A 14,445-nucleotide genomic window follows, 5' to 3' on the forward strand; every position below is an offset into this window, starting at 1 on the left:
CAATTTGCTAAGGATCCTAAGTTGTCAGCAATTTCTGGTCGTATGCACTCATCTGGTGAAGGTAAGTGGACTGTTGAAGAATCACTTGATTTGGAAGTTCCAGCACCAGTTATTTACTTGTCACTTGTTATGCGTTACCGTTCATTGCAAGAAGATACTTTCTCAGGAAAGGTTGTTTCTGCTTTGCGTAACGGCTTCGGTGGTCACGCAATGGACTCTGCTAAGTAAGCATTCGAAGAAACCTGCACTAAGCTCCCTAATGCTGGGGGCTTTTTGTGTGGTCGCAACATGTATCACAGTTTAGAATAATATGCTGTACCGACATTTTATCTTATAGATAAGTAAAGATGGAGACATAACATGGACTATATGATTGGAATTGACTTGGGGACAACGTCCACTAAGGCAGTTCTGTTCGACGATCAAAACCAAGTGGCTGCACAAGCTAACTTCGGCTACCCCCTTTACCGGGAAACAACCGATATGGCCGAAGAGGACTTGGATGAAATTTTCGTAGCCTTTACCAATGCATTAGGCGAGGTAGTACGAAAGGCTGAGTTAGGCAAGGGAAACACGATTAAAGCCGTGTCTTTCTCATCTGCCATGCACTCATTGATTGCCTTCGATAAGGATTGGCAACCATTGACTCGTGTGATTACTTGGGCCGACACACGTGCGGTCAAGTACACCGATGAATTGAAGGCTTCTGGTTTGGGAATGGAAATTTACCAAAAGACCGGAACCCCAATTCACCCAATGGCACCTTTGTCAAAAATGCTTTGGTTGAAGAATGACCAGACCGCTATTTTTGAAAAGGCTGCTCACTACCTTGGAATTAAGGAATACTTGTTCCACCGTTTGTTCGGTTCTAACAAGATGGATATTTCAATCGCATCTGGAACCGGCCTCTTTAACATCTTTGAACTCGATTGGGATAAGCAGGCTTTGGAAGTAACTGGTTTGTCAAAGGACCAGTTGCCTGAACCTGTTTCACCTTATGAATATGAAACCGGTATGAACAAGGAATTGGCTGCTGTTATCGGTTTGCCAGACGATGTACCATTTGTCTATGGTGCCGGTGATGGACCTTTGTCAAACCTCGGTGTCGACGCCGTTCAACCAGGCGTCGCTGCCATCACGATTGGTACTTCTGGTGCCATCCGTGTCGTTTCAGATAAGCCAGTTATTGATCCAAAGGGACGTACATTTACATACGCTTTGGATAAGGATCACTGGGTTGTTGGTGGACCAGTTAACAACGGTGGGGACGTCTTCCGTTGGGCCCGCGATAACCTCTTTGATGCTGAAAAGTCAACAGCTGCCTTGCTTGGGCAAGATGCTTACGACTTAATGACTGAAATTGCCTCAAAGATTCCTGCGGGATCTGATGGCTTGCTCTTCCACCCATACCTTGGTGGCGAACGTGCTCCAATTTGGGATGCCAACGCTCGTGGATCATTCTTTGGATTGAACCATTCTCACACCCGTGCCAACATGCTCCGTGCCGTTCTTGAAGGAATTACCTTCAACGTCTACATGGTTTCATTGGCATTGGAAGAAGTGGTTGGTTCCTTGAAGTCCATTCAAGCAACCGGTGGATTTGCACGTTCACCACTTTGGCGTCAAATGTTTGCAGATATTTTTGAACAACCTGTGACTGTTCCACAAGCCTTTGAATCAGGGGCTTTGGCAGCGGTTATTGTTGCTCAAAAGTCACTCGGCCAAATTGACGATTTGTACGAGATTTCCAAGTACATTGGTAAGTCCAACACTTACCAACCTGATCCTGAAAACTTCGAAGCCTACCGTGAATTGGCACCTATTTTCATTCGCCTCTCACGTCAATTGCAGACGGAGTATGACAACATTGCCGACTATCAGCGTAAGCATACGCGTCCGGCTTAAGAGAAATAAGGGAGTGGGGCGTTTACGCCCTAAACAAATACCATGGAATTTATCATGTTAATTCTGTCCATTTTGCTTTTGTTGGTCTTGATCACCAAATTCAAATTGAACACATTCGTTTCATTGGTCATTACAGCGATTGTATTGGCTTTGCTCTTGGGTATGAACCCATCTAAGATTCCAAACGCCGTTTTGGGTAACCAGGGAATGGGAAACATCCTTGGTTCAAACGCCGTCATCTTCATTTTTGGTGGAATGATTGGCCGTTTGGTTGCTGACGCTGGAGGTTCTTACCGAATCGCTAAGACTTTGATTGCTTGGTTCGGTTTGAAGCGTTTGCAATGGGCCGTTTTGTTGGCCTCATTCATCATCGGAATTTCAATGATTTTCGGTGTTGGTATGGTGCTTTTGATTCCAATCGTCTTTGCGGTTGCTATCGAAGCCGGTGTGCCATTGCTATACTTGGGTATCTCAATGACAGCCGCCTTGTCATCTGCACAAGGTTTCTTGCCTCCACAACCAGCTCCTACAGCCGTTGCCTCACAGTTGAACGCTAACATTGGTTTGATGCTTTTGGTTGGACTTTTCGTGTCAGTGATTACTGCCGTTGTTGCCGGACCAGTCTTTACTAAGTTGGCTCAGAAGTATGCTCCTGATGCTTTCCAGTTTAAGGAACATATCGAAGCCGTTGGGGATGTGAAGGAATACGATTTGGACAAGACACCATCATTTGGATTGTCTGTTTTGACTTCTGTTTTCCCATTGATCTTTATGATCATCGCAACCATTTACAAGTTGGTTGTAACGGGTGGTAAGACACCTAAGAACCCTGATGCTGTGTACCAAGTAATTGATTTCTTGGCAAACCCAGCGATTGCCATGACCATTTCTTTGATTTTGGCCATCTTCACAATGGGGTTGATGCAAAAGCGTGATATGAAGACGGTTGGTGCTTCATTGAACGAAGGAATGAACGCCGTTTCAGGGATCTTGTTGATTGTTGGTGGTGGTGGAGCCCTTCGTGGTGTTCTTGTTACCTCAGGAATGTCAGATAAGATTGCCGACCTCTTCCAGTCATCTGGTTCAATGTCACCAATTGCCATTGTTTTCTTTGCATGGGCAGTTGCCTCATTGCTTCGTATTGCCGTTGGTTCAGCCACAGTTGCCGGTATCACAGCCGTTGGTGTTGTGAACGGTATCTTGTTAGCCAACCCACACGGGGACATGCTTTTGGTATTGGTTGCCTTGGCCATCGGTGCCGGATCGTTGATTGCTTCTCACGTTAACGATGCTGGATTCTGGATTTTCAAGGAATTCTTCGACTTATCAGTGAAACAGACTTTCCAAATCTGGACGGTTTTGGAAACGGTTATCTCCGTAACTGGTTTGATTGTTATTTTGATTTTAACGGCGGTCTTAGTCTAAGACCAAAGCCACCGCTAAGGCGGTGGCTTTTTGCTTGCCGTCGTAAAATGTAAAAATGAATTTTGCATTTCAAAGTGTTTCTGGTAAAATAGTGACCATCGGATGATTACTTACGAGTGGTCACTTTGAAAAGAGACGAAAGGTTATTATGAAATCTAATAAAATTGGTTTATTGCAGCTGGTTCTGCTGGGGTTAGGTTCTTTGATTGGTTCCGGATGGTTGTTCGGTTCTTGGGAAGCAACCCGTGTGGCTGGACCAGCGGCTATCATTTCTTGGGTGATTGGTGCCGTGGTTATCGGTGTCATTGCCTACACGTACGTTGAATTGGGAACGATGTTTCCACAGTCTGGGGGGATGTCAAAGTTCGCTCAGTACACGCACGGTTCACTGCTCGGCTTCATTGCTTCTTGGGCCAACTGGGTGTCTTTGATTACCTTGATTCCTATTGAAGCGGTTGCAGCCGTTCAGTATATGGCAACATGGCCTTGGTCATGGGCGAACTGGACGCACCACTTCCTTGAGGGTGGTCAGATTACCACTCCCGGTTTGTTGGTTGTCTTTGCCTTCATTGCCATCTTTACATTATTGAACTACTGGTCAGTGACATTGCTGACACGCTTTACGTCATTTATCTCCTTCTTCAAGTTGGGGGTACCATTGTTGACAATTATTATGTTGACGATTGCATCTTTCCACCCATCAAACTATGGGTCAAACATGCATGAATTCATGCCATACGGTTCAGCCCCAATCTTTGCGGCGACGACTGTTTCTGGTATTATTTTCTCCTTCAACGCTTTCCAGACCATCATTAACTTTGGTTCTGAAGTGAAGGACCCTACGAAGGATATCTCACGTGGAATTGTGATTTCACTTGGAATTGCGACTGTTATGTACATCTTGATTCAGTCGACCTTCATCACAGCCATCGAACCTTCTGAAATTGCAAAGTTCGGTTGGCATGGAATTGATTTCCAATCACCATTTGCTGATTTGGCTATCTTGGTTGGTTTGAACTGGTTATCAATCTTGCTTTATACCGATGCCTTTATTTCACCATTCGGAACCGGTGTTTCTTTCGCCGCTTCAACCGGTCGTGTCTTGGCAGCGATGGCATCCGACAAGCACATCCCACAATTCATTGGTAAGATTAACAAGAAGTACGGTATCCCACGTATGGCGATGGTGACCGATGCTGTTCTTTCAATGATCATGGTTTCCTTGTTCCGTTCATGGGCAACTTTGGCCGCTGTTATTTCAACAGCGACATTGATTGCTTACATGACTGGACCAGTTACGGTTATGTCACTTCGTGAAATGGCGCCAAACTTCACGCGTCCATTTAAGTCAAAGTCAATGAAGTGGATGGCACCATTGGCCTTTATCTTGGCATCACTTGCTACGTACTGGGCAATGTGGCCAACAACCATTGAAGTTATCTTGATTATCATCCTTGGTTTGCCATTCTACTTCTACTATGAGTGGAAGCAAGGCTTCACTTGGGAAAAGACGAAGAAGCAATTGAAGGGTTCATTCTGGTTGCTTTCATACCTTATCGTTTTGTCAATTGAATCATACATCGGTTCAGTTGAATTTAACGGTGTGGGTTGGGTTCACTATCCATGGGACTTCGTGATGGTTGCCTTTGTATCCTTGGCGTTCTATGCCTGGGGTAAGGGTTCACACTTGATTACAAAGCACTTCAAGCGTGCTAAGAAGGTTAACGATACAGTTGACTACGAAGAACCAGCTGAATAATTTATCAAAAGTCGAATCGAAAGATTCGACTTTTTTTAATATTTATTAAATTTTTCATGTGAGAGAAATTGACATGCAGCAGAAATACTGGTAATATTCTAAGAAGTTTATTAGAAAGAACTGAGGGGAATTATGACATCAGAGAATAAAAAAGGTGCTTGGCTAAAAAAAGCTGATCCAAGCGCCTTTGAACAATCAGATAAGCATCTGAATAAGACGCTTGGCGTAAAGGAAATGCTCGCTTTGGGTGTTGGAACCATTGTTGGTGCCGCCATCTTTACTTTGCCTGGTATTGTTGCCGCAACGCACGCTGGTGCAGCCGTGACGATTTCATTCTTGATTGCAGCCGTAGTTTCTGGCTTGACGGCCTTTGCCTACGCTGAATTTGCTTCTGTTTTGCCATTTGCAGGTTCTGTTTACTCTTGGGCTTCCGTTGTTTTCGGTAAAGTCTTTGGTTGGGTTGCTGGTTGGGCACTTTTAGCTGAATACTTTATCGCCGTTGCCTTCGTTGCAGCGGGGTGGTCAGCCAACTTTAAGCTCTTCTTGTCTTCATTTGGTTGGACTTTGCCAAATGCCTTAGCCAATCCATTGGCTGGTGGTAATGGGGGAATCGTTGACCTCTTTGCCTTGTTGGCTATCTTGACAGTGACGACTCTTTTGTTCCGTGGAACGAAGAACACGGCCCGTGTTGAAAATACTTTGGTTGTTTTGAAGGTTGCCGTTATCATCCTCTTCATCATCGTTGGGGCAACCGCCATCCAGCCAAGCAACTACGCACACTTTATTCCTACCCATGTTGAAGGTACTACCTTCGGTGGTTGGCAGGGAATTGCTGCTGGTGCTTCCCAAATTTTCTTGGCTTACATTGGTTTTGATTCAATCGCTGCCAACTCAGCCGAAGCCAAGGACCCACAAAAGACAATGCCACGTGGAATCATTGGTTCGTTGTTGATTGCCACTGCACTCTTTGTGACGGTTTCTATGGTTCTTGTTGGAATGTTCCACTACAGCCGTTACGCAAACAACGCGGCGCCTGCTGCCTGGGCCCTTCTTGAATCTGGTCACACTTGGACTTCACACATCCTGTCAGTGGTTTCACTGGCTGGTATGTTTACTGGTTTGATTGGAATGATGCTAGCTGGTTCACGTTTGCTTTACGCCTTTGGACGTGATGGTTTGTTGCCAAGCTTTTTGGGTAAGGTTTCTGAAAAGGGACAGCCAAACAACGCTTTGTTGACTCTTACAGTGATCGCCATCTTGATTGGTTCGGTCTTCTCATTTACTGAATTGGCTGACCTAATTTCTGCCGGAACCTTGATTGCCTTCATGATCGTGTCACTTGGTATCTACGCCTTGCGTCCACGAGAAGGAAAGGACCTACCAGTTCCTGGCTTTAAGATGCCTTTTTACCCAGTTTTGCCAGCATTGGCAGCCCTTGGTGCAGGATACATCTTCTACACGTTGGATACACAAGCACAGCTTTACGCCGGGGCTTGGTTCCTAATCGGTCTCTTGGTTTACGCCTTCTACGGTGCCAAGAACTCAAAGTAAGTTTTATAAAAGTCGGCCTCAGCCGGCTTTTTTGTTGCTTTAAATGGTTGACGGCGGCGCTCTTATGCTATAATGGCAGTATTGATTGGTCATGCAGTAATGACTAGCCTTTAAGCGAGACCCTGGTTGGTGAAAAGGGTTAGGCGGCCATTTTCTGTGCTCCCAGTTGCAAGCCCGCAAGGGCGCTTTCCTGGCGTTACAAGGTTTGAGGTAAGACTTTAACAGTCATTACAAACAGCGGTGGTACCACGGTCACGCGTCCGCTCTTTGTGATGGCTTTTTCTATTGTTTTAAAAAGGAGCTGTCTATGAAAGAATTATCATCAGCAGAAATCCGACAAATGTTCTTGGATTTCTTCGCATCAAAGGACCACTTGGTGGTCCCTTCTAAGTCACTAATTCCTGACAACGATCCATCTTTGTTGTGGATTAACTCAGGGGTTGCCACTTTGAAGAAGTACTTTGATGGTTCAGTTGTGCCACCAAAGCCTCGTTTGACTAACGCCCAAAAGGCCATCCGTACTAACGATATCGAAAACGTTGGAAAGACAGCCCGCCACCATACATTGTTTGAAATGATGGGAAACTTCTCAATTGGTGATTACTTCAAGGAAGAAGTCATTCCTTGGGCTTGGGAATTATTGACGTCACCTGAATGGTACGGCTTGGATAAGGAAAAGTTGTACGTGACGGTTTACCCTAAGGACCAGGAATCAAAGGCAATCTGGGAAAAGACCGACTTGCCAGATGGCCACATCTACGAAGTGGAAGACAACTTCTGGGATATTGGTGAAGGTCCTTCAGGTCCCGATTCAGAAATTTTCTACGACCGTGGCGAAGCTTTTGCGGACTTGCCTGCTGATGACCCTGAAATGTACCCAGGTGGTGAAAACGAACGTTACTTGGAAATCTGGAACATTGTTTTCTCACAGTTTAACCACTTGCCTGGATTAACTGACAACAGTACTTACCCAGAACTACCACATAAAAACATTGATACGGGGATGGGACTTGAACGATTGGTTTCTGTTTTCCAGAACGGTCGTACAAACTTTGATACGGATCTTTTCTTACCAATTATCCACGCCATCGAACCATTGACGGATGGTAAGAAGTACGATGAAACCAAGGATACGGAAGACAACGTTTCCTTCAAGGTGATTGCCGATCACGTCCGTGCTGTTGCCTTTGCCATCTCAGATGGAGCCAAGCCTTCTAACGAAGGTCGTGGTTATGTTATCCGCCGTTTGCTCCGTCGTGCCGTTTTGCACGGTCAAAAGTTAGGCATCCAAGGAAACTTCTTAGCTAAGATTGTTCCTTCAATGGTTGGTACGCTCGATGCCTTCTATCCTGAATTGAAGGAAAAGGAAAGCTTGATTGAATCTATCATGACGGCCGAAGAAAAGCGTTTCAACAAGACCTTGAAGGCCGGCTTGGCCATGTTCGACCAATTCGTTGAAGAAGCGAAGGCTGCTGGCTCAAAGGAAATCTCAGGGGAAAACGCTTTCAAGTTGTCTGATACCTACGGTTTCCCAGTTGAATTGACTGCTGAACAAGCAACTGACTTGGGGATGACGGTTGACATGGAAGGCTTCAAGAAGGCCCTCCAAGAACAAAAGGACCGTGCTCGTGCTGCGCGTGGTAAGGAACACGCCATGGGTGTTCAAAACGCTGCCTTGACTGATTTGACGGTTGACTCTAAGTACGTTGGTTGGTCAAAGACGGCTGTTGATGGTGCCAAGATTGTAGCCATCATCGCTCATGACGATTCTGGCGTAGCCGTGAACACCGACTCTGCTAAGGCCGGCGCCACTGCCTGGTTGGTCTTCGACCAAACACCATTCTATGCAGAAATGGGTGGTCAGGTAGCCGACTTTGGTACAGTCAAGGACGAGAATGGCGACATCGTTGCCGAAGTGCGTGACGTGCAGGCTGGACCAAATGGTCAAAACATCCACGAAGTGGAATTGGCTGATGATGTTCAAGTTGGACAAGTGGTTGACCTCGCCGTTGATATGGAACGTCACCACGCTGTTTCATTGAACCACACGGCTACCCACTTGCTTGACCAAGCTTTGCGTAACGTGATTGGTGGGGATGTCCACCAGGCCGGTTCATTGGTTGAACCTGAATACTTGCGCTTTGACTTCAACCACGAAGGACCTGTTGATCAGGCTACTTTGAACAAGGTGCAAGACGAAGTGAACCGTCAAATTCAACGAAACTTGCCAATTACTTGGGAAGAAATGTCAATTGAAGACGCCAAGAAGCTTGGTGCCGTTGCCGTCTTTGACGACAAGTACGGTGACACGGTTCGTATCGTTTCAATCGGCGATTACAACCGTGAATTCGATGGTGGTACACACGCTAAGTCAACGGCCGAATTAAACCTCTTTAAGATTACTTCTGAATCAGGGGTTGCCGCTGGTATCCGTCGTATTGAAGCGATGACATCATTGCCTGCTTTGACTGACTTTGAAGCCGAAGAACAAACTTTGCAAACAATCGCAAAGAACTTGAAGGTGCCAAACCTTTTGGCTGTTTCAGACCGTGTGGCCGATTTGGCTGCCGAATTGAAGGAAGCTAAGACGCAGATGGGGGCCTTGCAAGGTCAGTTGGCAGCTTTGCAGGCCACTGAACTTTGGCAGAACCCAGCAGACATTAACGGCTTGTCCGTTGTTGCTGCTTCTGTGAAGGTTGAAAACGCTTCTGGTTTGCGTCAAATGGCCGATGCTTGGCGTGATAAGGGCGCTTCCAACGTCTTGATTTTGGCTGCTGCCATTGGCGAAAAGGTGAACCTCTTGGTTGCCGCTGATAAGACGGCCAACGGCGCTGGCGTAAAGGCCGGTGACATTGTTAAAGCCATTGCTCCAATTGTTGGTGGTGGCGGTGGTGGTCGTCCTGACATGGCGCAAGCCGGTGGTAAGGACCAAGACCAGATTCCAGCCGCTTTGGATAAGGCCAAGGAATTAATTGCTGAAGTTTAAAAAGTCGAGTTGGTGCTGATTTAGTTGGCTAGAACTGTTCTAGCTGTCTAGACCGACACCGACTTTTTTGATAGTTTAACTGTCCAAGACCGGAAATCGTGTTAAACTAGAGGCAAGAAGAAACCTTAAGATTTGTTAAAGAAAGGAGTGTGTACGATGAGCGTAAGTGATAAGACAGCCATTTTTGATTTTGGCCAACAGGAGCCAAAGGACATACATGATACGATGTTTTTGGTTTATGCAGCCTTGGAAGAGAAGGGCTATAACCCAATTAACCAAATCGTTGGTTACTTGATGTCTGGTGACCCAGCCTATATTCCTCGCTTGCACGATGCCCGTAATTTGATTAAGCGGCATGAACGTGACGAGATTATCGAGGAACTCGTACACGCCTATTTGAAAAAGTAATGCGGATACTCGGATTAGATGTAGGTTCCAGAACAGTTGGTGTGGCGGTCTCAGATCCCATGGGCTGGACGGCTCAAGGTGTTGAAATCATTCGCATCAATGAGGATGAGAAGGAATTCGGCTTGGATCGCCTTGGTGAGATTATCAAGGAGAAAAATGCTCACGCTGTTGTTTTAGGTTTACCTAAAAATATGAATAATTCAGAAGGTCCCCGTGCAGAAGCTTCTAGAGCCTATGCTAAAATGGTGGAAGACCGTTTTGGTCTACCAACGGACTTTCAAGATGAACGTTTAACGACGGTTCAAGCGGAGCGAATGCTAATCGAAGAAGCCGATGTTTCTCGTAAAAAGCGTAAGCAGGTCATTGATAAAATTGCCGCAGAGTTTATTTTGAAAAACTATTTAGATGCAAACGGCAAGTTGACCAAACTATAAGATTTAAAAAGGATAATAGCATGGCAAAACAAAACCCTGAAATTGATAAGATTACCCTTGTGGATGACAACGGCGATGAAGCCTTGTACGAAGTGCTCTTCACTTTCCATTCAGAAGAATACGATAAGTCATACATCTTGCTCGTCCCAGATGGTGTTGAAGAAGATGAACAGGTTGATGTTCAAGCATACATCTTCAACCCTGAAGAAGACGGTGAGTCAAAGGAAGGCAACTTGATGCCAATCGAAGACGATGCCGAATGGGCAATGGTCGAAGAAGTGTTGAACACTTTCTTGGATGATGATTCAAATTTTGAATAAAACTTAAGAAAAAGTCCCTTTTTAGGGGCTTTTTTTTGACAGCTATTCGCTGAAGTGTTTAAATGGCCTTGACTTTCTAACTCAGAAGAATAGTCTAGATAAGAAAAGAGGTATTGAAATTATGGCAGAAAAGTCTTCAAAAAAGTTTAGCTTGAAAAACATATCTAAGAAGAGCAAGTGGATCACAGCGATTGTCGTATTGCTCGTTGTTATTATTGCTGGAGCCGGTGTTGGCTATAAGGTATATGAGGACAGCACGAAGCTTTCTGGACAATATACTTACAAGACAACGGATGGAACTGCGGTTCTTTCATTCACGAAGTCAACTTATTCTTTCTATAACAAGTCGAACCCAAGCAACAAGGTGGGTGGTAAGTACTACGTTAATGGTGATACTGTTGTTTTGATGTACGATAAGAACTCATCGATTTCACAACAAACCGGTAGCCGTGGCGCCGTTTTCCAATTGTCTAACAAGCACAAGACAATTAATCTACAAGGTGCAGATTTCAAAAAGTAAGTTTTATCAAAGCCCAGAATCAGGGCTTTTTTTATTGCTATTTTTACTTATTATTAAAAAGTTGTATAGTAAATAAATGTAATAAAAGTCAGGAGGAAGGCATGGCAAAAAGAAAGCGACGCAAGTGGCTGAAAATACCGCGAAATAAAAAAGAACGACGCCGTTATTTTATTGCTGTGCTGGCTCTATTGACTCTGATTGTTGCAGCGGGTGTTATGACACCTCAATTTATTCAAGACCGTAAGGAAGCCCGCTTAGAGGATGAACGTTCAAAGCAATTGAAGGCCTGGGCGCCATATGCTCAAAAGATACAGCAGCAGTATGGTATTTTTGCATCAATTTCTTTGGGACAAGCAGCCCTCGAATCAGATTTTGGTAAATCTGAATTAGCTACTCAAGCTCATAACCTTTTTGGGGTGAAAGCATCGGCGGGTCAACCATCGGTAACCATGGCAACGAAAGAGTATGAAAACGGCTCTTGGGTAACGGTTAATGCCGCCTTTGTTTCTTACTCTTCCTGGCAGGCTTCCATGTTAGCCCATGCGCAATTGCTGAAGTCAGGGACCTCTTGGAATCCAACGCAGTATGCCCACGTACTAGCGGCAAAAAATTACCAAGATGCAGCAAAGGGGTTAGTGACTGATGGTTATGCGACTGATCCTGATTACGCCGAGAAGTTGATTCAGGTGATTGATAAATACCATTTGCATCGTTTTGATTTAGTGAGTTAATGGATAGTGAATTTGTCCGCTTTAGCGGACTTTTTTTGTGGGAAAAGTCCTGTACATTGTTCCTTTTTCCCCGGGAGATAGGGTAAGAGAAAGCGTCTTTCTATGCTAAAATGGAAGGAGCGATATTAAGACTTTAGGATGGCAAAATGACTGTTGAAGAATTAACCAAGGGGATGAACGAGAAGCAGGCCGAGGCGGTTCGAACGACTGAAGGACCACTGTTGATTATGGCCGGCGCCGGTTCAGGTAAAACCCGTGTGCTAACACACCGTGTGGCACACCTGATTGAAGATTTAGATGTTCGGCCATGGCGGATTTTAGCCATTACCTTTACGAACAAGGCCGCTCGTGAGATGCGTGAGCGTATTGGAAAACTAGTTGATCCAGAAGTGGCACAATCCGTTTGGGTATCAACCTTCCACGCCCTAGCCGTGCGAATTCTCCGTCGCGATGGGGAACAGATTGGCTTGGGTAAGAACTTTACCATTTTGGACTCATCTGCTCAAAAGACCCTGGTCAAGCGAGTAGTTAACGAGTTGAACTTGGATTCTAACCAGTACGATCCACGGACAATTTTGGGAACGATTTCAAACGCTAAGAATGAATTGCTGACGGCAAAGGATTACGCCCAGCAGGCTGGTAACTACTATGAGGAACGGGTGGCTGAGGTCTACCGTGCCTATCAGAAGGCTTTAGCCCAAACACAGTCGGTCGACTTTGACGATTTGATTATGAAGACGATTGAACTCTTCGAGAAGGCGCCAGAGGTCTTGCAGCGCTACCAAGAACAATTCCGTTATCTGCACGTCGATGAGTACCAGGATACCAACGACGCCCAGTATAAGATTGTCAACATGCTGGCGCAGGGATCACGCAACCTAGCCGTTGTTGGGGATGCCGACCAGTCAATCTATGGCTGGCGTGGTGCTAACATGCAAAACATCCTGAACTTTGAGAAGGATTGGCCTGACGCTAAGTCTGTTTTCTTGGAACAGAACTACCGTTCAACACAAAATATCTTGGATGCCGCCAATGATGTGATTAACAATAACAACGAGCGTGTGCCAAAGAAGTTGTGGACGGAAAATGGTAAGGGTGAAAAGCTGACCTATTACCGTGCCCAATCAGCCCAGGACGAGGCTTACTATGTCTTGGGTAAGATTCAAAAGTCCCAGCGGGAAGAGAAGAAGTCCCTGTCGGACTTTGCCATTCTCTACCGAACCAACGCGCAATCACGTGCGATGGAAGAAGCGCTGGTGAAGGCCAACATTCCTTACACAATTGTTGGTGGACACAAATTCTACGACCGTAAGGAAATTTTGGATATCATGGCCTACCTCTCTTTGGTAGCCAATCCAGCTGATAACGCTGCTCTGGAACGGATTATCAACGTGCCAAAGCGTTCCATTGGTCAAACAACTTTGGACCGACTCTTCACTTTTGCTGATTCAATTAACCTGCCAATGTTAGCCGCCATCGATCAAATCGAAATGGCACCGGACATTCGTCCAGCGGCTGCAACCAAGTTGCTGGCCTTTGCGGAAATGATTAACAACTTCCGCCAGCAGGCCGAGTTCTTGGAAGTGTCGGAATTGACTGATTTGATTCTGGACCAGTCGGGCTATCGTAAGGAGCTCCAGCAAAAGTCTGACCCTGAATCACAGTCCCGTTTGGAAAACTTGGACGAATTTATTTCAGTTACCAAGGAATTTGAGGCGAAGTACGATAAGGATGCTGAGGATGCGGTTGATCCTTTGACGGACTTCTTAGGTTCAACGGCTTTGATGGCCGATTTGGATAACGTTGAAGAAGATTCAGGGGCAGTAACGCTAATGACGTTGCACGCCGCCAAGGGATTGGAATTCCCAGTCGTCTTCTTGATTGGCTTGGAAGAAGGATTGTTCCCACTAGGACGAGCTGCTCAGGACGAAGATTTACTCGAAGAAGAGCGCCGCTTGGCCTACGTTGGAATTACACGTGCCGAGAAGAAGTTATATTTGACCAACGCTTTCTCCCGTATGCTCTACGGAAAGACGCAGTCCAACCAGCCTTCCCGCTTTATTGATGAAATTTCGGATGATTTGATTGAAAAGGCCTATCCAGCCGGTTCATCAGCCACTCAGCCTGGCTTATCATCGAAGTTCCTTCGTGCCACTGCCACAACTTACCAGGGTCGTCCAGTTCAAGCCTCTGCTGTTCAGAAGTCTGAAAGTAAGACGACTGGTGCGGAAGGTGTGTCATGGCAGGCCGGTGATAAGGTCCAGCACAAGAAGTGGGGAATCGGAACGGTTGTTTCGGTGACCGGTTCGGCTGAGGACCAGGAGTTGAAGGTTGCCTTCCCAGAAGATGGCATCAAACAACTTTTGGCTGCCTTTGCGCCAATTACCAAGGCAAATTAATTAATAA

At 45.7% G+C, this 14,445-nt stretch carries 11 protein-coding genes and 1 pseudogene; all 12 read left to right on the top strand.

Going from position 1 to position 14,445, the window contains the following annotated elements:
• A pseudogene (locus tag H7198_RS00915) lies at positions 1 to 228 on the top strand (phosphogluconate dehydrogenase (NAD(+)-dependent, decarboxylating)); the annotation flags it as partial.
• 132 nt (positions 229 to 360) lie between these two features.
• Complete coding sequence (gene gntK, locus H7198_RS00920; protein WP_274457915.1) at positions 361 to 1,905, top strand: gluconokinase; 1,545 nt, start codon at positions 361 to 363, stop codon at positions 1,903 to 1,905.
• A 42-nt stretch (positions 1,906 to 1,947) separates the two neighbouring features.
• Positions 1,948 to 3,330, top strand: coding sequence for a gluconate:H+ symporter (locus H7198_RS00925; RefSeq protein WP_274457917.1), 1,383 nt, complete (start codon positions 1,948 to 1,950; stop codon positions 3,328 to 3,330).
• A gap of 148 nt (positions 3,331 to 3,478) precedes the next feature.
• Entirely contained in the window at positions 3,479 to 5,089 is a 1,611-nt protein-coding gene (locus H7198_RS00930) for an APC family permease (protein ID WP_274457919.1), read from the top strand.
• 132 nt (positions 5,090 to 5,221) lie between these two features.
• Complete coding sequence (locus H7198_RS00935) at positions 5,222 to 6,640, top strand: APC family permease (RefSeq protein ID WP_274457921.1); 1,419 nt, start codon at positions 5,222 to 5,224, stop codon at positions 6,638 to 6,640.
• Between the two features lie 307 nt (positions 6,641 to 6,947).
• Positions 6,948 to 9,626: an alanine--tRNA ligase gene (gene alaS, locus H7198_RS00940; protein WP_274457924.1), complete on the top strand. Its 2,679-nt coding sequence runs from the start codon at positions 6,948 to 6,950 to the stop codon at positions 9,624 to 9,626.
• Between the two features lie 156 nt (positions 9,627 to 9,782).
• On the top strand, positions 9,783 to 10,034 hold the full coding sequence (locus tag H7198_RS00945) for an IreB family regulatory phosphoprotein (RefSeq protein ID WP_091501141.1): 252 nt from the start codon (positions 9,783 to 9,785) through the stop codon (positions 10,032 to 10,034).
• Positions 10,034 to 10,468, top strand: a complete 435-nt coding sequence (gene ruvX / locus H7198_RS00950) for a Holliday junction resolvase RuvX (protein ID WP_274457928.1) — start codon at positions 10,034 to 10,036, stop codon at positions 10,466 to 10,468. The genes H7198_RS00945 and ruvX overlap by 1 nt, the downstream gene beginning before the upstream one ends.
• A 20-nt stretch (positions 10,469 to 10,488) precedes the next feature.
• Positions 10,489 to 10,788: a DUF1292 domain-containing protein gene (locus tag H7198_RS00955; protein WP_091501145.1), complete on the top strand. Its 300-nt coding sequence runs from the start codon at positions 10,489 to 10,491 to the stop codon at positions 10,786 to 10,788.
• Between the two features lie 121 nt (positions 10,789 to 10,909).
• A complete protein-coding gene (locus H7198_RS00960; RefSeq protein ID WP_274457931.1) occupies positions 10,910 to 11,308 on the top strand; it encodes a hypothetical protein in 399 nt (132 codons plus the stop codon).
• Positions 11,309 to 11,409: 101 nt separating this feature from the next.
• Entirely contained in the window at positions 11,410 to 12,039 is a 630-nt protein-coding gene (locus H7198_RS00965) for a glycoside hydrolase family 73 protein (RefSeq protein ID WP_274457933.1), read from the top strand.
• 146 nt (positions 12,040 to 12,185) lie between these two features.
• A complete protein-coding gene (gene pcrA, locus H7198_RS00970; protein WP_274457935.1) occupies positions 12,186 to 14,438 on the top strand; it encodes a DNA helicase PcrA in 2,253 nt (750 codons plus the stop codon).
• The last annotated feature ends 7 nt before the right edge of the window (positions 14,439 to 14,445 follow it).

This window comes from Fructobacillus sp. CRL 2054 (assembly GCF_028764065.1).
Taxonomy (GTDB): Bacteria; Bacillota; Bacilli; order Lactobacillales; family Lactobacillaceae; genus Fructobacillus.

Bases quoted from the DNA above. Each gene is read 5' to 3' on its own strand.
- gntK (WP_274457915.1), top strand. From the start codon at position 361: ATGGACTATATGATTGGAATTGACTTGGGGACAACGTCCACTAAGGCA.
- H7198_RS00925 (WP_274457917.1), top strand. From the start codon at position 1,948: ATGGAATTTATCATGTTAATTCTGTCCATTTTGCTTTTGTTGGTCTTG.
- H7198_RS00930 (WP_274457919.1), top strand. From the start codon at position 3,479: ATGAAATCTAATAAAATTGGTTTATTGCAGCTGGTTCTGCTGGGGTTA.
- H7198_RS00935 (WP_274457921.1), top strand. From the start codon at position 5,222: ATGACATCAGAGAATAAAAAAGGTGCTTGGCTAAAAAAAGCTGATCCA.
- alaS (WP_274457924.1), top strand. From the start codon at position 6,948: ATGAAAGAATTATCATCAGCAGAAATCCGACAAATGTTCTTGGATTTC.
- H7198_RS00945 (WP_091501141.1), top strand. From the start codon at position 9,783: ATGAGCGTAAGTGATAAGACAGCCATTTTTGATTTTGGCCAACAGGAG.
- ruvX (WP_274457928.1), top strand. From the start codon at position 10,034: ATGCGGATACTCGGATTAGATGTAGGTTCCAGAACAGTTGGTGTGGCG.
- H7198_RS00955 (WP_091501145.1), top strand. From the start codon at position 10,489: ATGGCAAAACAAAACCCTGAAATTGATAAGATTACCCTTGTGGATGAC.
- H7198_RS00960 (WP_274457931.1), top strand. From the start codon at position 10,910: ATGGCAGAAAAGTCTTCAAAAAAGTTTAGCTTGAAAAACATATCTAAG.
- H7198_RS00965 (WP_274457933.1), top strand. From the start codon at position 11,410: ATGGCAAAAAGAAAGCGACGCAAGTGGCTGAAAATACCGCGAAATAAA.
- pcrA (WP_274457935.1), top strand. From the start codon at position 12,186: ATGACTGTTGAAGAATTAACCAAGGGGATGAACGAGAAGCAGGCCGAG.